Source organism: Prevotella herbatica (assembly GCF_017347605.1).
Lineage (GTDB): Bacteria > Bacteroidota > Bacteroidia > Bacteroidales > Bacteroidaceae > Prevotella > Prevotella herbatica.
Map to the genome: position 1 here is coordinate 1462824 of NZ_AP024484.1, position 21131 is coordinate 1483954.

14 protein-coding genes and 2 tRNA genes are annotated in these 21131 nt (G+C 38.7%); 14 read left to right on the forward strand and 2 right to left on the reverse strand.

The features are described from left to right. The first annotated feature begins 82 nt into the window (after window positions 1-82). The 14 genes from prwr041_RS05535 (at window position 83) to metG (ending at window position 14808) form a co-directional block, all read left to right on the forward strand. Window positions 83-2965: an outer membrane beta-barrel protein gene (locus prwr041_RS05535; RefSeq protein ID WP_207155339.1), complete on the forward strand. Its 2883-nt coding sequence runs from the start codon at window positions 83-85 to the stop codon at window positions 2963-2965. Window positions 2966-3041: 76 nt separating this feature from the next. Beyond that, on the forward strand, window positions 3042-3899 hold the full coding sequence (gene prmC, locus prwr041_RS05540; protein WP_207155340.1) for a peptide chain release factor N(5)-glutamine methyltransferase: 858 nt from the start codon (window positions 3042-3044) through the stop codon (window positions 3897-3899). Next, the gene (locus tag prwr041_RS05545) at window positions 3896-4372 is read left to right on the forward strand and encodes a regulatory protein RecX (RefSeq protein ID WP_207155341.1); all 477 of its coding nucleotides are present in this window, start codon (window positions 3896-3898) and stop codon (window positions 4370-4372) included. Before prmC ends, prwr041_RS05545 begins: the two co-directional genes overlap by 4 nt. Then, window positions 4365-5060, forward strand: coding sequence for a ComF family protein (locus prwr041_RS05550; RefSeq protein WP_207155342.1), 696 nt, complete (start codon window positions 4365-4367; stop codon window positions 5058-5060). Before prwr041_RS05545 ends, prwr041_RS05550 begins: the two co-directional genes overlap by 8 nt. An 86-nt stretch (window positions 5061-5146) precedes the next feature. Further along, window positions 5147-5779 (forward strand): orotate phosphoribosyltransferase, encoded by a 633-nt coding sequence (pyrE, locus tag prwr041_RS05555; RefSeq protein ID WP_207155343.1) that lies wholly within the window; start codon window positions 5147-5149, stop codon window positions 5777-5779. 3 nt (window positions 5780-5782) lie between these two features. After that, window positions 5783-6193: an SRPBCC family protein gene (locus prwr041_RS05560; RefSeq protein ID WP_207155344.1), complete on the forward strand. Its 411-nt coding sequence runs from the start codon at window positions 5783-5785 to the stop codon at window positions 6191-6193. 18 nt (window positions 6194-6211) lie between these two features. After that, on the forward strand, window positions 6212-7549 hold the full coding sequence (gene argH, locus prwr041_RS05565) for an argininosuccinate lyase (protein WP_207155345.1): 1338 nt from the start codon (window positions 6212-6214) through the stop codon (window positions 7547-7549). Then, window positions 7550-8119: a hypothetical protein gene (locus tag prwr041_RS05570; protein ID WP_207155346.1), complete on the forward strand. Its 570-nt coding sequence runs from the start codon at window positions 7550-7552 to the stop codon at window positions 8117-8119. It begins immediately after the preceding gene. A 73-nt stretch (window positions 8120-8192) separates the two neighbouring features. Further along, window positions 8193-8265: transfer RNA gene (locus tag prwr041_RS05575), tRNA-Gly, on the forward strand. Between the two features lie 31 nt (window positions 8266-8296). Further along, window positions 8297-8382, forward strand: a tRNA-Leu gene (locus prwr041_RS05580). A gap of 24 nt (window positions 8383-8406) precedes the next feature. Further along, window positions 8407-10083, forward strand: a complete 1677-nt coding sequence (locus tag prwr041_RS05585; protein WP_207155347.1) for a tetratricopeptide repeat protein — start codon at window positions 8407-8409, stop codon at window positions 10081-10083. Further along, window positions 10080-11078, forward strand: a complete 999-nt coding sequence (locus prwr041_RS05590; protein ID WP_207155348.1) for a DUF4369 domain-containing protein — start codon at window positions 10080-10082, stop codon at window positions 11076-11078. Before prwr041_RS05585 ends, prwr041_RS05590 begins: the two co-directional genes overlap by 4 nt. Before the next feature lie 47 nt (window positions 11079-11125). Next, entirely contained in the window at window positions 11126-12667 is a 1542-nt protein-coding gene (locus tag prwr041_RS05595; RefSeq protein ID WP_207155349.1) for a YifB family Mg chelatase-like AAA ATPase, read from the forward strand. Window positions 12668-12744: 77 nt separating this feature from the next. Then, window positions 12745-14808 (forward strand): methionine--tRNA ligase, encoded by a 2064-nt coding sequence (gene metG / locus prwr041_RS05600; RefSeq protein ID WP_207155350.1) that lies wholly within the window; start codon window positions 12745-12747, stop codon window positions 14806-14808. Between the two features lie 1296 nt (window positions 14809-16104). On the opposite strand, the gene prwr041_RS05605 is transcribed toward metG, so the two are convergent. Continuing rightward, complete coding sequence (locus prwr041_RS05605; RefSeq protein ID WP_237072312.1) at window positions 16105-18438, reverse strand: TonB-dependent receptor domain-containing protein; 2334 nt, start codon at window positions 18436-18438, stop codon at window positions 16105-16107. 227 nt (window positions 18439-18665) lie between these two features. After that, entirely contained in the window at window positions 18666-20972 is a 2307-nt protein-coding gene (locus prwr041_RS05610) for a TonB-dependent receptor domain-containing protein (RefSeq protein WP_207155352.1), read from the reverse strand. Window positions 20973-21131 lie beyond the last annotated feature (159 nt).

Here is a 21131-nt window from a genome sequence, read left to right on the forward strand (position 1 = left end):
GGTACTTTTGCCATAGAATTAATGGCTAAAAAACAATGAATATAACATATTCATCTAATAACCACATACCAATCAACATATAATGGAAAAAACAAGAAGAACATTACTTATTGTACTAATACTACTGGCAGCAATACCAATGCAGTCTAATAACAGAACAATACTACTTTGTGGACATGTGAAAGACGCATTTACCAATGGTGGAATCAAGAACGTGAAAATCACCCTTCTTGACGAAAATAAGGTACCTGTTGATAGCCAGACAGTTCAATACTATAATGAAGACAAAAGCTATATGGACTCTTATTATAAGTTTAGCATACCTGCTGAACCTAAAAAATATATCATTAAGGCAGAACATCCCGATTATGAAACATGTTATATTAAGTATGATGTGAAATATGTGGGACGAAATGAGTCTTTTGAAGCACCCTTTCATTACATGAAGCATAAGATTAAGACTTTGCAAGGCAAGGACTTGAAAGACGTAGTAGTAAAAGCTACAAGGGTTAAGATTGTATTCAAGAATGATACAGTTGTGTATAATGCAGATGCATTCAATCTTCCAAATGGTTCAATGCTTGACGAACTCATTCGACAACTGCCCGGAGTTAAACTGACTGATAGCGGAGAGATATATCTTAATGGAAAGAAGGTGGACAATCTGATGTTGCAGGGTGAGATTTTTTTCAAAAAAGACAAACAATTGGCCCTAAAGAATTTTCCAGCATACACAGTTAAGAATGTGAGCTTCTATGATAAGATGACTGATCGCAGTAAATATCTTGGATATAATAATGAGCGAAAAGAGTTTGTGATGGATGTCAAACTTAAAAAGGAATATTCTAAGGGCTACATTGCTAATGCAGAGGGAGGATACGGAACACATAACAGATATACTGGTAGATTGTTTGGGCTGAGATACACGCCACATTCACGCTTTACTTTATTTGGTAATTTTAATAACCTGAATCAAGAATGCTCTCCTGGATCTGATGGCGAATGGAATCCCCGTTCTTTATATGATGGTGTTTCTTCTATAAAGACTGTTGGAATGTACGTTTTTTCTGCAAATAAAGAGGAAACTGTTAAGAATGATCTGACGGCAAGTGTAAAATGGGATAATTCGGAGAATAATACAAGAACTGTTGCCTCTACATTTCTGCCTACAAATGAAAATTATGTGGCTTCATCTCAAAACGTAAGAGGTCATGGAATATATTCTCTTATAGACAATGAACTTACTATATCAAAACCTTTTTATATATCTTCAAGTACAGGATGGATGTATTATAATTGTGGTTCATGGTATACACAGCGTTCGGTTACTTATAATAAGAGCCCGTTTCATGACAATGAAGGCGCAGAGAGTTTGATAGACAGGATATTTAAATCGGAGTTACAACCCATTGATACAACAATGGTAAATAGTATGCAAAAAGATTTTGATACACATGGATATTATTCCTCACTATGGCAAGTACTCGGTACGTCCAAAAAACTACCTTGGGGAGATTCTTTTGATGTGAATATGGATGCCACATATACTAAAGAGAAAAGTACCGTATTCAATAACTATCAGATTAGATATATGGACCAAAACCATGATGATCTGCAGAATCAGTATAGTAAGGAACCTACAACTCATTTTAGATACAAAGCATGGGGTAGTTACAATATTCATCTGCTAAATAAATGGAACATAGCTATGGGATATGAGTATGAGCAGCGGTACAGGCATGAGATACATGATAAATATAGACTCGACTGGTTGGATGGCTGGTCAAAGAGTCACCATATAGGTGATATCCCTTCTACAAGAGATTCGCTTTTGGCAGCTCTAGACTATGGAAATAGTAACTACACGTGGTATCATGCACGTGAACATTCAGGTCTCTTTCATGTATTCTATGACAAGGATGACAAGGAAAGCAAGATGAGGTTTGACTTAAATATGAACATCATTAACAAGTATGAAAAGCTTCGCTACCAGAAAGCTAGTTTAGACACAATGGCGTTTAATCGCAACTGGCTGTTTACTCCGTCGGTATCATTCAACTATTCAACCCCTAAGGGAATGGGGCTGGATATGAGTTATGGTACAGAAATAAATACGCCAGAGTTGGCAAAGAAAATAAATGTTACCGATACAACTGATCCGCTCGCAAGGTATCGCGGAAACAATGACTTGAAAAATTCATTAAGTCATGTATTCCATTTGGGATTCCGCAACAGAATTGCAAGTATCCAGGCTCAATATAATATAGCAGCTGATTTTAGGATTGACAGAAATCTTATTGGAAATGCCGTTACATACAATCAGTCAAGTGGGGTATACACGTATCAGCCACGTAATATAAATGGTAACTGGACCGGTTCTGTAAGTAATGGCTTCTCAATGGCACTTGATAAGGATAGACTATGGAACTTAGAGAATAATGCCAGTTTCAACTTCAATCGCAATGTAGACTTTGTAACGCTTGCTGGAAGTGCTGATTATCAGATAAGTAAGGTTAACAATATCTATGTTACAGATGGACTGAAGCTTACGATGCAGAAGAATAAGTTTCGTGGTGCGTTGATTGGCAATATGGAATGGCACAATTCCGTTAGTCTTAGCGATAACTTCTCTACAATGAATGTATTTGATTTTAATTATGGTATGACAGCCACTTATGTGTTACCTCTTAATATCGGAATTTCTACAGACTTGAAAATGTATTCGCGCAGAGGCTACAGTGAAAGCGTTGCCAATAACAACTATTTAATATGGAACATGTCTTTGTCTCGAAGTTTTATCAAAAACAAACTTGATCTCCGTGTGACAGGGTATGACCTGTTGCAAAAAATATCAAATCATTCATTCGTAGTCAATGGACAAGGTCGTACGGAAACATTCTATAACAGCATTCCTAGCTATGTAATGTTGACAATTGGTTATAAGATTAGTGTCAACCCACGATAAGTGACTAAGAACTCTTTTTATAATTATTATTTTAATGATTTGCTGACATTAGAGCAAATTTCATTAAATTTGCACCATGACATATAGTGAATTATGGCGAAGCCTCACAGATATATATGATGAAGGTGAAGCCAAAGCCATTGTGAGATTACTTTTGGAAGTGAGGTTTGGAATGAATCTTACTGATATTCTGTGTGGAAAAATAGAAGAACTCTCTGATGATAAAATATCACAGTTGAATGAATGTTTAGAAAGACTCAAAAAGTCAGAGCCGATACAATACATATTAGAACAGGAAGAGTTTGGCGGTAGAATATTCAAGGTGGCACCAGGCGTATTGATTCCAAGACCAGAAACTTACGGATTGTGCAAAGAAATAATCAAAGAATACAATCGACCATACTGCGCTCTTCAACCTCCTGAACCAATGAACGTACTAGATATTGGCACTGGAAGCGGATGTATTGCGATAACATTGGCTCTTGACCTTTGGAATTCTAATGTCACAGCATGGGATATTTCTGCGGATGCACTTATCATTGCACGTGAAAATGCGCACAGACTTGAGGCGAAAGTAAATCTTGAACTTGAAGATGCCTTGAATATTACTGACGAGAATATAAATAGATGGGACATTATAGTAAGTAATCCACCATATATCTGTGACAAAGAGAAAAAGGATATGGCTGAAAATGTGCTTGCATACGAACCAGATACAGCTTTGTTTGTACCTGATGACGCCCCTTTAAAGTTTTACAGAGCTATTGCCGAGTATGGTATTAAATCTTTAAAACGCAACGGCATGCTTGCATTTGAGATAAACCCTATTTATGCAAATGAGACAATCTGTATGCTTAAAGAACTTAATTATAAGAATATAAGAACCGTTAGTGATATTTTTGGTAAACAACGATTCACAATCTGCTATAAATGAAACAAATATCTGAAAAAGAAGCACAACTGAAACTGTCTTCTCTATGCGCACAAGGTGAACATTGTACGCAGGAACTTATAGACAAACTGAATAAATGGGAAATATCAGAAGATGCGCAAGCACGAATAATGGAATATCTCACTAAAAATAAGTTTGTTGACGACGCTCGATTTTGCGAAGCTTTCGTAAAAGACAAAATCAAATATAACGGATGGGGACGCAAAAAGGTAGAGCAGGCTTTATATATAAAACGTATACCACGCAGTATTTCCGATCCTGTGTTTGAAGAAATTCCCGACGATATGTATCTAGAGAAACTTCGCCCGCTTATAAAACAGAAATATCCTACCATAAAAGCTCGCAACGAATATGAACGAGCAATGAAGCTCATCAAATTCGCAATGGGCAGAGGTTTCGATATGAGAATCATTCGTATGTGTATTGACGAAGCAGACGAGTTGGCGGATGATTAGTTTTTTCAGCAGACTTATAGACCTTATCGCCCCACGTTGTTGTGCGATTTGCGGATGTAGGCTCAGCATAACGGAACAGACCCTGTGTAGCAGTTGCGACCGACACATTCCACGCACGTGGTATGAACGTTCACCGTATGATAACATGATGAATCGCCTTTATTGGAAACAAATACCGATAGAGAAAACCTCAGCTCTATTTTTCTATGATGCGCAAGCACCAGTGAGCAAAGCCATTTATGATTTGAAATATCATCATTGTCCTGAAATAGGAGTCAGCCTTGGAGAAATTGCAGCAAGAGAATTCAACAACGAAAACTTTTTCGAAGGTATTGATATGATTATACCAGTTCCTTTAACAAAAAAGAGACAACACAACAGAGGCTACAATCAAAGTATGATGATAGCCAGAGGGATAAGTAATGTAACGGGAATAAAAATCAACAATAAGATAGTTAAGAGAACACTTTTCAAGGAAAGCCAGACTCACAAAGACGTGATTGACCGCAAGGAAAACGTGAAGGACGCATTCAGCATTATCAATACAAAAGCTATAGCTAATCATCACATTCTACTTGTTGACGACATCGTGACAACAGGCGCAACGACTATTGCATGTTCACAGCAACTAATGAAGGCAGAGGACATAAAGATAAGCATTGTTTCATTGGGATTTGTAAAACCGTAAATAAAAGTAAAATTCACACTAAAAATTTGTATTGTGGGATATTTCCACTAACTTTGCACTAATTTATAATTAAAACCATACTGAAAATGGATATTTTAAAGAAAGACTTCGCTTCGAAGTTGCTTAAGGTAAAAGCCATTAAATTACAACCAAACAATCCTTTCACTTGGGCTTCAGGTTGGAAATCACCATTTTATTGCGATAACAGAAAGACATTGTCTTATCCTGACTTGCGTAACTACGTAAAGTTGGAAATAGTTCACAACATTTTGGAACACTTCCCAGATGTAGAGGCTATCGCCGGAGTTGCTACCGGAGCCATTGCACAAGGCGCACTTGTTGCCGACGCATTGAACCTTCCATTCGTGTACGTTCGCTCTAAACCAAAAGATCATGGATTGGAAAATCTTATCGAAGGTGAACTGAAACCAGGAATGAAAGTTGTTGTTGTAGAAGATCTTATCTCTACAGGCGGCAGCAGTCTTAAAGCAGTTGAAGCTATCCGCAACAATGCTTGTGACGTGATTGGTATGATTGCTAGCTACACTTATGGTTTCCCTGTTGCTGAAAAAGCTTTCGAGGACGCTAAGGTTAAATTGGTTACACTTACCGACTACGATCATGTTGTAGCAGAAGCTCTTGAAACAGGATATATTGCAGAAGACGATGTAGAAGTTTTACACAAATGGCGCAAAGATCCAGCAAACTGGAATAAATAATATATGGCAAAATTCGAAAGTACTATCCGACAGATAAATTATCCTCAGCAGAATGTATATAACCTCCTGAGCGATTTAAGTAATATCGAAAGAATAAAGGACCGTCTGCCAGAAGACAAGATAAAAGATCTCACATTCGATGAGAATTCTATTTCTATAAGTTCTCCTATGGGTGCAGTGAAATTAAATATCATTGAACGTGAAGAACCAAGTTGCATCAAGTTTGAAACAGAAAAGAGTCCATTGCCTTTCAATTTATGGATTCAGATCTTGCCAGTAGACGAAGCCAGTTGCAAGATAAAGCTAACTATCAAGGCTGAACTTAATCCTTTCATTAAGGGTATGGTTTCAAAACCATTGCAGGAAGGTATCGAAAAGATTGCCGATGCACTGCAAATGATTAAATACGATTAACGGGTATAGATAATAACTATGGCAAATAAGCTTTGGGAGAAGAACTTTGAAGTAAACAAGGAAATTGAACGCTTTACTGTGGGCAAGGACCGAGATATGGACCTGTATTTAGCTAAATATGATGTACTGGGCTCTATGGCTCACATCACAATGCTAGAAAGTATCGGACTACTTGAAAAAGACGAACTTGACAAACTTCTTGTTGAACTTAAAAACATCTACGCTATATGCGAGAGCGGAAAGTTCAGAATTGAGGAAGGTGTTGAGGACGTACATTCACAAGTGGAACTTATGCTTACTCAGAAACTGGGTGACATGGGAAAGAAGATACATTCGGGAAGAAGTCGTAACGACCAAGTGCTTATAGATCTAAAGTTATACACTCGTCATGAGCTTAAAGAAATTGTAGACAGTGTAAAGTTACTCTTTGATGAACTTATCGGTAAGAGTAATCAATACAAAGATGTTCTCATGCCAGGCTATACTCATTTGCAGATAGCAATGCCGAGTTCTTTCGGACTCTGGTTCGGTGCTTATGCCGAAGGACTTGCCGATGACATGCTATTTCTTCAGGCAGCGTACAAAATGACCAACCGCAACCCTTTAGGTTCGGCTGCAGGTTACGGTAGCAGTTTCCCACTGAACCGTACAATGACAACAAAGTTATTGGGATTTGACTCAATGGACTACAATGTTGTTTATGCTCAGATGGGACGTGGAAAAATGGAACGTAATGTTGCTTTTGCACTTTCTACTGTTGCCGGAACACTTGCAAAAATGGCTTTCGACGCATGCATGTTCAACTGTCAGAACTTTAATTTCGTGAAACTTCCAAAGGAATGTACCACAGGAAGTAGCATCATGCCGCATAAGAAGAACCCAGACGTTTTTGAACTTATACGCGCTAAGAGCAACAAAATTCAAAGTCTGCCACAGCAGATAATGCTTATCATGAATAATCTTCCTGTAGGATATTTCCGTGATTTGCAAATCATAAAAGAAGTATTCCTGCCTGCATTCGATGAATTGAAAGACTGTCTGCAGATGGCTGCTTACATCATAAACAAGATGGAGGTAAACGAGCATATACTTGAAAATTCTATGTATGACCCAATGTTCTCTGTTGAGGAAGTAAACAAACTTGCTTCGGCAGGAATGCCATTCCGTGACGCATATAAGAAGGTGGGGCTTGAAATAGAAGCAGGCACATTCAAGGCTGACCGAAACATTCATCACACCCATGAGGGAAGTATCGGAAACCTTTGCAACGACAAGATACAGAATCTGATGGAAGATACATTGAAATGTTTTAACTTTGAACGTATGACCAATGCAGAAAAAGAACTTCTGAAATAAATGAGGAAGACAAATATAATAATAGCATTTATTTTATTACTGTTAACTGACTCATGCAGCAATGTGCAAAATGAGTTTAGCAGTAACAGGTGCTATTTTGTATTTGAAAACAACAATCACAACAATTCACGACTTGCAGAAGCCATGACTCCATATAGTGGAGTATTCTGCACGATAAGTCTTATCACTGAAAACGGAGCGCAGTATTATTCATTTACGAATAGCTCCGGACTTACAGAAAAGACAATTCTTACAGATCTTGACAAGCAGCGCACTCACATACTTGGATTTAACAACGGATTGATTGTTGGATATGGAAAACTAAGCGACCCACTTACTTTCTATGCTTACGATTTGGAGTGCCCAAATTGTTTTGACCCAGACGCCATACCTGTAAGAAGCAAAAAATTATCTATATCAGCAAGCGGCATCGCTACATGCAATGTGTGCAAACGGCAATACGATCTCAACAACGGAGGCATAATAACAAGTGGGGACAAAGGTAACAAACTTACAAGATATCACGCATCCACAACTGGTGCATACGGAACACTAAGTGTGTACAATTAACGCATTAATATTTAAAATGTGTAAATTCATTTGGTGGTTTGAATATTAACCATTATCTTTGCATCACTTTTTCGCGGAAATAGCTCAGTTGGTAGAGCACGACCTTGCCAAGGTCGGGGTCGCGGGTCCGAGTCCCGTTTTCCGCTCAACTGTTTATTAATAGTTATTAATTCCGTTGCCGCAATGGTGGAATTGGTAGACACGAGGGACTTAAAATCCCTTGGCCAGTAATGGCTGTGCGGGTTCGAGTCCCGCTCGCGGCACTTCCTATTAAATTTATTACGTTTATGAATAAAAATCTAATTCTTTCATTAACTGCATGTTCATTGTTATTAACAACATCATGCTCAAAATTAGGCAAACTTTCTGCCGACAATTTTACAATAACTCCCAACCCTCTTGAGACTCTTGGTGGAAAAGTTCCAGCTACTGTAGACGGACAATTCCCAGAGAAGTACATGAAGAAGAAAGCTACTGTTACTGTAACTCCTGAATTGAGATATGGCAATGGTCTTGTAGCTAAGGGCCAAAGCACTACTTTCCAGGGTCAGAAGGTAATGGGTAACAATCAGGTTATTCAATATAAGGTTGGTGGCAGATATACAATGAAAGCTGCTTTCGACTATGTTCCAGAAATGCAGAGTAGTGACATGTATCTCACTTTTGACGCACACATTGGAAAAAAGAAAGTAAACGTTCCTGAGGTTAAGGTTGCAACAGGTGTAATCTCAACATCAGAACTCTATAAAAAGACTATGGCAAATGAAGGTGCTTGCATTGCTCCAGACTCTTTCCAGCGCATCAACGCTAAGAAGCAGGAAGCTAATGTTAAGTTCATCATCAACCAAGCTAACTTGCGTAGCAGTCAGTTGAAGAACAATAGCGTTAAGGAATTCGTCAAGATGCTAAAGATGATCAACGCTGATCGTGAGAAACTAGCTATAAAGAATGTTGAGATTCAGGCTTATGCTTCACCAGAAGGTGGTTTCGCATTCAATAACAAACTTGCTAACAAGCGCCAGGACAATAGTGAAAAATATGTAAACAAACAGCTTAAATCTACAAAGGTTAAGACTGATATTGATGCTCACTACACAGCTCAGGACTGGGAAGGTTTCCAGCAGCTTGTACAGGCTAGCAACATTCAGGACAAGGAGGTAATCCTTCGTGTTCTTTCTATGTATAAAGACCCACAGCAGCGCGAGCAGCAGATTCGCAACATGAGCGAAGGCTTCCGTGAACTTGCTAACGAGATTCTTCCAGAACTTCGTCGCAGTCGCCTGATCATCAACTACGAAACAATTGGTCGCAGCGATGAGCAGATCAACGAGCAGTATGCTTCTGATCCATCAAAACTTAGTGTTGATGAACTTCTTTATGCAGCATCTCTTGAAAACGACGCAGCAAAGAAAGAGGACATCTACAAGAAGGCAGCAGAATTATACGGCAACGATTATCGTGCATTCAACAATATCGCAGCTCTTGAATTAAACAAGGGTAACGAAGATGTTGCTAACAAGTATATCAACGAAGCTATCAAGGCTAACGCTGATGCTCCAGAGGCTTATGCTAACAAGGCATATATCAACCTTCTACATGGTCAGCTTGAAGAGGCTCAGAACAACCTTGCTAAAGCCGCTAACGGAAACGGATTTAACGAAGTACTTGGCAACTTGAATATTGCACGCGGAAACTATGCTAATGCTGCTGATGAGTTCAGCAAATCTAACAACAACAGCGCTGTTCTTGCACAGATTCTTAATAAAGACTATGCTGCTGCTGAGCAGACTATCAAGAATGTTAAGAATGCAGACGCAGTTACAAGTTATCTACACGCAATTCTTTGCGCTCGTCAGGGCAACAACTCTGATGCAAATACTTATCTAAAGGAAGCTCTGCAGAAGGATTCTTCATTGGCTACATACGCCAACAAGGATCTAGAATTCGCAAAACTCAATAAATGAAACAAATAAGTTTTCTTATACTATTCACCCTGGTTTTGGTATCTTGTGGAACCGACAATCATCATTTTGAGATTGAAGGCCGACTCACAAACCTCAACCAGGGTGAGTTTTATGTTTATAGCCCAGACGGCGGTCTAAGTGGTATAGACACAATAAAGGTTGAAGGCGGACGCTTCTCATACGAGATGCCGTGTGAAAATGAATGCGTATTAGTAGTAGTGTTCCCAAACTTTTCAGAACAAGCGATTTTTGCTAAACCAGGTAAATCAGTAGACGTTAAAGGAGATGCTTCTCACCTTAAGGAATTAGAAGTTACCGGAACTGATGACAACGAACTGATGACAAAATTCCGCCATCAGATTTCAAATGCATCACCTCCAGAAATATCAAAATATGCCTCTATGTTTATAGGGGACCATCCTGAATCTCCGGTTGGCGCATTTATCGTGTCACAATATATTCTGAAGAGCCAACAGCCAGACTATAAGAAAGCCATGAAGTTGCTTGGTATTCTGCACAATCAACAACCACGCAACGGTTACGTAAATCATCTTATCGCACAGGTGAAAACAATAAGCGATGCTGAATCAGGCAATTCCATTGCCAATTTTACGGCATACGACATAAACGGCAAAGCTGTTTCTTCATCAACATTGAAAAGCTCGCCTATAGCTCTTATCTACACTTGGGCTTCATGGAGCTTTGAAAGCACAGACATGCAGCGCAGACTGAAAGATATGAACGACAAAGCTGCTGGAAAGCTTCAAATAGTCGGTATATGTTTAGATGCTAGCAAAGCTGACTGCAAAAGAAACATTTCGCAAAATCAGATAAACTGGCCGATAATATGCGACGAACAGATGTTTGAAAGTTCACTTGTAAAGAAGTTGGGCTTGTTGGCTGTACCAGATAACATCTTGATGCAAAACGGTCGTATAGTTGCTCGCGGACTTTCTGTTAACGATCTTACACAACGACTGGGGAAAATGATCTGATCTAGATTATTAACCAACTAAAAAACATAAAAAAATTTATTGAAGATATGCTTGTAAAGACCTATTGCGCTGCTGTCAATGGGCTTGAAGTAACCACTATCACTATTGAAGTGAGTATGAATCCAGGCGTGATGTATCATCTCACAGGGCTTGGGGATAAGGCGGTTATGGAAGGACGTGACAGAATTGCAGCCGCAATGCAATATTGTGGATATAAATTCCCAAAAGCAGATATAACCGTAAACATGGCACCTGCAGATTTAAAAAAGGAAGGAAGTGGATTTGATCTACCGCTCGCTATAGCCCTTTTAGCAGCCCATGGAAATATAGAATCCGACAAACTGGGTAGCTATATGCTTGTAGGAGAATTGGGACTTGATGGCAAATTGCAACCTGTAAAAGGTGCACTTCCTATCGCTATAAAAGCAAGAGCCGAACAATTCAAAGGTCTTATAGTACCCAAAGACAATGTAAAAGAGGCTGCCGTAGTAAACAATCTTGATGTTTACGGAATGGAAAACTTGCTTGATGTTGTGAAATTCCTTACAGGGATGGAAGAATATAATCCAACAGTTATTGATACCAGAAAGGAATTTTACGAACAGCAATACAACTTTGATTTTGATTTTAGCGACGTACGTGGACAGGAAAATGTGAAGCGCGCCTTAGAAGTCGCTGCTGCCGGCGGTCACAATCTTATTATGGTTGGTCCTCCAGGAAGCGGCAAGTCTATGATGGCAAAACGATTACCGTCAATACTTCCACCATTATCTCTTTCAGAGAGTCTTGAAACAACGCAGATTCATAGCATTGCCGGAAAACTTGGATGTAATACATCACTAATAAGTCAGCGACCTTTTCGCTCTCCTCATCACACGATTTCAGAAGTAGCCCTTGTAGGCGGCGGCACAAATCCTATGCCTGGTGAAATTTCACTAGCCCACAACGGAGTGTTGTTTTGCGATGAGTTGCCTGAATTCAATAAGCATACTTTGGAAGTACTAAGACAACCATTAGAAGATCGAGAAATCACTATTAGCAGAGCAAAATACAACATAGAATATCCATGTTCTTTCATGTTTGTAGCAAGCATGAATCCATGTCCATGTGGCTACTATGGCGACCCAACTCACCATTGCGTATGTACACCTGGGCAAATCCAACGATATATGAATAAAATTAGCGGTCCACTACTTGACCGCATCGATATACAGTGTGAGATTACTCCTGTGCCTTTTAAGGATATAAGCAAGGCTACACCTGGAGAACCAAGTAAAGATATCCGTGAACGTGTTATTACTGCAAGAGCTATACAGACAGAGCGATTCAAGGATTACGTTGGCATACACAGCAATGCACAGATGACCGAACGTATGATTCATCAATATGCAGAACCAGACGAAGAGGGAATAACCATGCTTCGCATGGCTATGGAGAGACTAAGCCTAAGCGCTAGAGCTTACAGCCGTATTCTTAAGGTCGCACGTACCATTGCCGACTTGGCAAACAGCGATTGCGTAAAAGTAGAGCATCTTGCCGAGGCTATAAGCTATCGCCAACTCGATCGTGGCGACTGGGCAGAGAGATAAAAAAGAGTCATTTCTCTTTGTATTACGCCCGATTTATTGTAATTTTGCACACAAAGAATTAAAAGTCAACGATTTAGATGGAAGAAAATAAATTTAAGCGTACCACCGTCACAGCGGCTTTGCCGTATGCAAATGGTGGTGTACATATCGGTCATCTGGCTGGAGTTTATGTTCCTGCCGACATCTATGTCCGCTACCTCAGATTGAAGAAGCAGGATGTGGTATTTATAGGCGGTAGTGACGAGCATGGAGTTCCTATCACTTTAAGGGCAAAGAAAGAAGGCATAACACCACAGGATGTTTGTGACCGCTATCACAAGATGATAAAAGATTCTTTCAAGGAATTTGGTATCAGTTTTGATATTTACAGTCGTACTACTAGCGATACTCATAATAAATTGGCAAGCGACTTCTTCAAGAAACTTTACGAAGACGGCAAACTTGTTGAAAAGGAAAGCGAACAATATTATGATGAAGAAGCTCATCAATTCCTTGCAGATAGATATATTATGGGCGAATGCCCACACTGCCATAATTTAAATGCTTATGGCGATCAGTGCGAAAAGTGTGGTAGCGACCTTAGTCCTATGGAACTTATTAATCCACATTCAACAATATCTGGTTCAAAGCCAGTAATAAAGAAGACAAAAAACTGGTTCCTCCCTCTTAATGAGTATCAGGGCTGGCTAAAGAAATGGATTCTTGAAGGACACAAGGAATGGCGTCCAAATGTTTACGGACAGTGCAAAAGCTGGTTGGATATGGATTTACAGCCACGCGCCATGACACGTGACCTTGATTGGGGAATACCTGTTCCTGTAGAAGGTGCAGATGGAAAAGTGCTTTATGTATGGTTTGATGCTCCTATCGGTTACATCAGTAATACAAAGGAACTTTGCGACAATGAGCCAGAGAAGTTTGGCAACTGGGAAAAGTGGTGGAAAGATCCAGAGACACGTCTAGTACATTTTATCGGAAAGGACAATATCGTATTCCACTGCATTATTTTTCCAACAATGCTAAAGGCTTACGGCGATTATATACTTCCAGATAACGTTCCTGCAAACGAATTCCTCAATCTTGAAGACGACAAGATTTCAACAAGTCGCAACTGGGCTGTATGGTTGCATGAATATTTGCATGACCTTCCTGGCAAACAGGATGTTTTGCGTTATGTTCTCACAGCCAATGCTCCAGAGACAAAAGACAACAACTTCACATGGAAAGACTTCCAGGAGCGCAATAACTCTGAACTTGTTGCTATATATGGTAATTTCGTCAACCGTGCACTTCAGCTAACAAAGAAATATTGGGATGGTGTTGTACCTGCCTGTGGCGAACTACAGGATGTTGACCGTGCTGCGTTTGAGGAATTTAAAGATGTGAAGGATAAGATGGAGTCTTATCTTAATGTATTCAAGTTCCGTGAGGCTCAAAAAGAGGCTATGACTCTTGCTCGTATCGGTAATAAATATATCACCGAATGTGAACCATGGAAGGTTTGGAAAACAGATCCTAAGCGCGTAGAGACAATCCTCAACATATCATTACAGCTTGTTGCCAATCTGGCTATTGCTTTTGAACCGTTCCTACCATTCTCTTCTGATAAGCTACGTAAGCTAATCAATATGGAGAGTTTCGATTGGGCACAGCTAGGAAGCACTGATTTGCTCAAAGCAGGACATCAGCTTGCAGAACCAGAACTGTTGTTTGAGAAACTTGAGGACGATGTTATACAGAAGCAGCTAGACAAATTGGCTGAGACAAAGAAAGCCAATGAAGCTGCAACATATAAGTCTGAACCTATAAAGGAGAATGCTGATTTCAGCGAATGGGAGAAACTAGATATCCGTGTAGGTCATATCAAAGACTGTGAGAAAGTAAAGAAGAGCAGCAAACTGCTTAAATTCACTATTGACGATGGTAGTGGTACCGACCGCACGATATGTTCTGGTATAGCAAAGTTCTACAGCCCAGAAGACCTTATAGGCAAAGACGTACTCTTTATTGCTAACCTTGCCCCTCGCAAGCTAATGGGCATAGAGAGTCAAGGCATGATATTAAGTGCCGAAAACTTCGACGGTGACCTCAGCGTAACAACTATTTTGAAGAATGTAAAGCCAGGAAGCAAGATTTGCTAAACCAAGGCTTAACGATAATACAAAAATCCAACTGCATTGATTGCAGTTGGATTTTTTATTTACGGTCATTACGGTCACGCTAAACAAAAATGAGTCTGTGTTTAATTTAAAATCAATTAGTTATATTATATTTTCATGTGAACCGATTTAAATATATAATCACAAACATTTTAAAGTGGCATCAGCAACGGGTTGATTTTTTGCATATTTAGAGTGCCTTCCCTGCGTTTTACTTATTATTTAGCTACGAAGCTACGGCATCTCTCGTAAAGCCTGTAAACAGAGGGATTGACGATACGTAGCTAGGAGGATTTAGCTACGGTAAGCTACGTTCTAGCTACGTAAACTTGTGTCGTTTTAGGATGGAATGTTATTCTATAAGTAAATTTGTCAAAGAAACGTTGGCTGCATCTGAGAAACTGGGGATGTGTAAACGAGAGCAGAATTTACAAGCTTGTTTAACTATTCTGCTGAATTCCACTGAATTCTCGGCAAAGATACTCCAAAAATTTTGTCCATGCAATCAGATTTAGGTTAGCCTGTTAGCCAAAGTTTCAATTACTAGAGGGTGCTACACATCGTAATACACGTGCGTGCGTATGCGCACACTCTGGGTTTTTCGTAAAAACAAGTGTCGAAGTGTCTATCCGTTGAGCATCAATTTGTTAGAACACTTTTCTAGTGGCATTAAGTGTCGGTTATTCGTCGGTAAAATCTAAGGGAAAATTCCCCTCATATTGAATTACACTTTGCGAAGTAATTTGATGCGTTTTACGATGTTTTGTAATGCGTTTTACGTTATATTGCATTGCGTTTTACGATGAAATAGGAGCTAAAACATCGTAGAAACGTTTGCGTTTCTATATGGAATCAGATGCATTTCTATATAGAAACGCATGCAAAACTCGATATTTAACCGTCAGCTCACCGTCACTTTACGACGTCTGATTTGTCGATAAAATACTGGTATTCATTAAGTTGACACTTCGACACTTGTTTTTAATAAGTCCTAAGTGCGCGCGTGCATACTCGTACATTATATAGGCAGAAAAAAATAACGTAGCTAGAACGTAGCTTATCGTAGCTAAATACGGCAAGCTACATATCGGCAATCCCTCTATTTAAAGGCTCTGCAAGAGATGCCGTAGCTTCGTAGCTAAATAACACGAAAAAAGCAGTGAAGCCCCCATAAATGTGCAAAATTCAAATCTTCACAGAGAAATCCAATCTCCAAACATTTAATTTATCATACGCTACACTAAAAGCTTATCATTTTAAGTGGACGTTAATGTAATACTATAATCTATTCCGTTCATTAAACGAAACGTTCTTTTTCTGATATTTTACCTTTGTCTTTCCCCATGAATAAACTGCACTTAGACGTAGATATCTACTGTCATAATAATTATGATATATTTGAGTATTCGTTATTGCAAACTTTTCTCGCTTAACAAGATCCTGCTTAAACAAATCGTTAGCATACAGATTTATAACAAGGTTATTATGCATTAAAGAGTATTTCAAGCCAGCACTACAATCAGCGTAGCTTTTATCATAAGTTGTACCTACTTTGTAAGCTAGATTTTGAGAATAGTTCAAGAAAAATTGGAATCTGCGATCTTTCCCAAATGAAATCGTATTACAGCATTTATAATCAAAAGACCCTCCATTCTGTGGTATGTAGTCAGCCTTCTTTATCTTTGATTTATTGTAAATATAGTTACCTGCTAAAGATATATTCCACCATTCAAAAGGGTTTAGAGAATAGCTTACGTTTAGACCTAACTGTCTGTTATTATATATATTCTCGTAAGTACTATAAGTAGTCTTATCATCTGAAATATTCAGAGACTGTCCATAGGCATCATTCTCTTTTTGAAAGTAAGCCGTTACCGACAAATTATTTTTAAAAACGTATGCCAACTCTATATTATCCACAAAAGAAGGACGCAGAGCAGGATTACCTTGATCCACATTATTTGGATTAGTATACCATTTAAAAGGATTCAATGCTCTAAAGTAAGGTCTGTTAATTCTTCTCGCATAATTTAGATGGATATCAATTAGTTCACTTGGCTTATATGTAAAATATAACGTAGGAAATATATGGCCATAATTTGTTTTTACATCCTGAGAACTATTATTTGGAGTTACACCTTTCACGAAAGTATGCTCATAACGTAAGCCAGCCTGAACTGAAAAATAGGCACCTAAAGATTTATAAGCACTTATATAGCCAGCTAAAGTCTGTTCTCGATAATTAAATATGTTACAACGTTTTATGTCAGCAACATACTCTTTATCATTCAAATTATAATATTGCATATCTGACTTATTTATAACGCGACTGTATTTAGCTCCTGTTTCCAACTTAAATGATTTAAATGGCAATTCAAGATTTGCCTCTCCTGTATAAATTGAGTATCTTATATTGTTTGGTTCCCTTACAATATACTTGTTGTTAGTCTGCTCATTTAAAGTTGTAAAGTTAACCTCTTTATCGGGTGTGTGACTCATATAGTTAGCTGCTATCCCCAGTTTCTTACCCAAACTGTCAAGCTTCAAATCGTAATAGAGATTAAGAGTATGTGATATTGTTTTTCCTATCTGGGTAGAAGAAGTATTCAATAATGAATCAAGTTTACTATTACTGTAGTAGTTATATTTATTACGAATATCCAAATTATCATCACCACGATTAAAATCATAAACTAAACCTATTGTAGCCAATGGAGTTATTTGATGTTCAAACGTCATATTTCCACCTATATTGTCATAAGTATCCTTTCTTGATGTGACACTGTTCTGACCGCTTCTGTCTTGCAAAATCTGATAAGCCTCATCAACAGTTCCTTGACTCTTACTTTGGCGTACCTTAAAAGACAAGAAAGACTTAGCAGACCGATAGTTTACTGAAGCATTAGAACTTATTCCTGCGTAAGATCTCTGTGTATATGAAACTCCTACATTACCATCAAGTCCAATATCTTTTCTGTTTCTTGTAATAATATTAATCATACCGCCATTACCACCAGCTTCATATTTTGCAGGCGGAGTTGTTATAACCTCTATACTAATTACATCATCTGATTGCAACGATTTTAAATATTGAATGATGTCACTATTATCCAAATAAGATATCTTACCGTTAAACATAACTCTGACATTACTTTTACCTATAATACTAATTGCATTGTCGGTAACTTTTAGAAGTGGAGTCATTCTCAGCAAATCCATTATTGTATTTCCTTTTTGATAAGGCGTATTACCAACGTTGAATACCAAGCGATCTATCTCTCTTTTAATTATAGGTCTATGCCCACGAACAACAACTTCATTAAGTGCTTTTGCTTCTTCATGCAGAACTATGTTCCCTAAATCAGCACTAACTATTTTTCGTGTTGTAGTTTTATAACCCACATAAGATATACTCAATATATATTTCTGTATACCATTATGAGCCGGCATTGAGAATTTACCTTCACTGTCTGAGACCACACCATCAACGAAAGATGAATCCGCCGAATTTAACAACACTACATTGACAAATTCAATTGGAGCTAATTTCTCATCTGTAATTTTTCCCGTTATATTCTGTGCTATTATTCTCTGTTGATATATACAACTCAAAATTAAAAGAAAAATAAATCTAATTATCCTGTTCTTTAATGTTATAGTAAATTTCATTATAAGTAAATATTAATTGTTTTGTTTTAATCTCTATTCATTTTGTCTTTCGGCAAAACAAAGTTATAAACGTTTTTATTAACTGACTAATCCCCATGGAATATTAGATTCCATAAAGTATTGTCGCTTACAACAGTAACTGCAAGGGCACATTCGGCTATCTTTACACTTTACAGTCTATTCTTTTCACTGTTTCCGGCCCCCGTTCCCTTGTACTTTTTACCAGAAATATTCAAATTATAATGCAAGGTTAAAGTGATATAACGGGTATCCGTAACATTCTGCTGAAGTATCAGTAAATTGTGATTGTACATCTGGGGCTTAAACTTGTACATGTTGAAGATATCATGTACAGCAAGCCGAATGCTCAGACGATTATTGAAGAAGGACTTGCCGGCACTGGCATCGATATTCCAGAGATCATCTAGTTTCATATTCTGATTATTTCCGCTCCCCTGATAGTTGCCGTCGATACGCAGCTGGCAATTATCAGGAAGGTTAAAGGCATTATACCACTGGAAAAACAGAATCGGTTTGTTGAAAGACTTGATCTGCTGGCAATAGTTGTATTTGAACCATTGCTGGTTCATCCCGACGTTCCATGTTGGATGCCACCATCCTACTGTAGGTGATAGGCTGGCATAACAGTTGAGCCTATTCAGGTGGCTGGCATTTTCAAAGGTGACAAAAGCTATTTTCGGATCCTGCTGGTCATAGTTGGAGGAATAGACGATGATATCCTTGTCATGAGAAAAACTTGCTGTAAAAAACAACCAGGAATAGCTGACATTTGCCGTAACGGCATCAATATAGGTAGGTCGGAGCATTGGATTTCCGCTGAGATAATGGAATCTGTTGAGATAATAGACATTTCCATCCAGTTGGCTATATCCCGGACGCTGCACTTTTTTGCTGTATCCTACAGAAAATTCGGCTTTTCCTATCGGAAAACTAACAGATAAGTCCGGAAACAGATTATCATATTTCCGGCTCTGGTCATCCTGACGCACTCCATTCAATGTATATACAGTGCTGACATGCTCGTATCTCATTCCAGCATTCAGCTGTATCTTATTCCATTTCTGAGAATATTGAAGGAATAAAGCGGAGTTCTTCTCCTGCATTTTATTATTGTTGTCTGAAAATACACCCTCAATATTATCAAACAGATTCTTCCGGTGTGTATTCGTATATTCTTCCCCCATGGAAACTGTTCCAGAAGGTGAAAGACGGTATGACAACTCTGCTTTGACTGCCCCTAACCGGCTCTGGCTGGTATTGTGAGTGATGACGCTACGATCGGTGTAATTCTGACTTAACTCTCTCTGTATCTGGTTTTGGTTGTCTTTGCTATATACATAATCCATATTCCAGTTCATCGAGAAATCCCCGAAGGTCCCGTTATAGTATATATTTGCATCATGTCCTGGGCGCTTCTTTTCCTGAGTCGTTCCGGAACTGTTCCAAGAGTCATAGAAGGTACCGTTAGAGAAGACATCACTTATGAAATGATCATACTCCTTATCTTTATCCGCACTATATTGATAATAAGCCCCGAAAGAATGATGAGGGCTTACATCATACCCGAATCCTACTTTCCCCTGCAGGTCGGATAGCCGGTGATAGGACTTGCTTGTGCTTTTCAGATTCCATACGGTATCCGCAAAATTGGTCTGATCACCATAAATTGTGCTTCTTCTCTGTCCTGTACCCGCTGACAGCATGCCAAAGATATTCAGTCCCTTCTTTTGATAGTTGATCTCTGCTCGTTGGTTTTCAGAGAAATAATGGTCATACTTGTTCTGGGAAGCAAAGCTGAAACCAAGGCCCTGATCCCTTTTCTTTGTCTTTATCCTGATGACAGCACCCACTGTGGCATCATATCCTGCACCAGGACGGTTGATTACCTCCACGCTCTGGATATTCTCTGAACTCAAATGCTCTAGTTCACTTTTATCCATAACCTTACGGTTGTTAATATAGATAATGGGAGTACCTTTACCGAAAACCTGTATTTCCCCATTGCTGTTTACCGTCACCATAGGGATCTTCTGCAGGACTTCATTAGCCGTACCGATTTTCTCCAACACGCTTCCAGTCACCAATGTCTTCATCCCCTCCTTCGTAAGCTTGTGCCTTGGCAAATCTCCTTTCACTACTACACAGCCAAGCATCAAAGAATTTTCCTTCAACACGATCACCCCGGCATCTCCTTGCCTAGCCTCTTCTATGACAGTCTTATAGCCTACAGCCGATACTTTCAGCAAACAATTTTGCGGAGAGGTCTGAAGAGAGAAGGATCCATCCTCGGCAGAAACCGTTCCCCTAACAAAAGAAGAATCCTTTTCAGAAAGTAAAAAGATATTCGCCATGACGACGGCTTGATGATGCTCATCCTCTACCTTTCCGGAGATAACCTGCGAGAAAGAAAGAACCGTGTGCAATATAAATATAACAAAAAAAAGAAACCGATTCATATTCTATGCTTTATCTAAGAAACAATTAATTGGCTTTTCATATAGACTTTTAGATTTATAACTATCCAATCTATATTTTTTTAAAGAATGTATATTCAGAGATTTGTGGATTGGAATATTTAGAACTCCAGTATACCAGAGTCTATAGTTGCCGTGAGT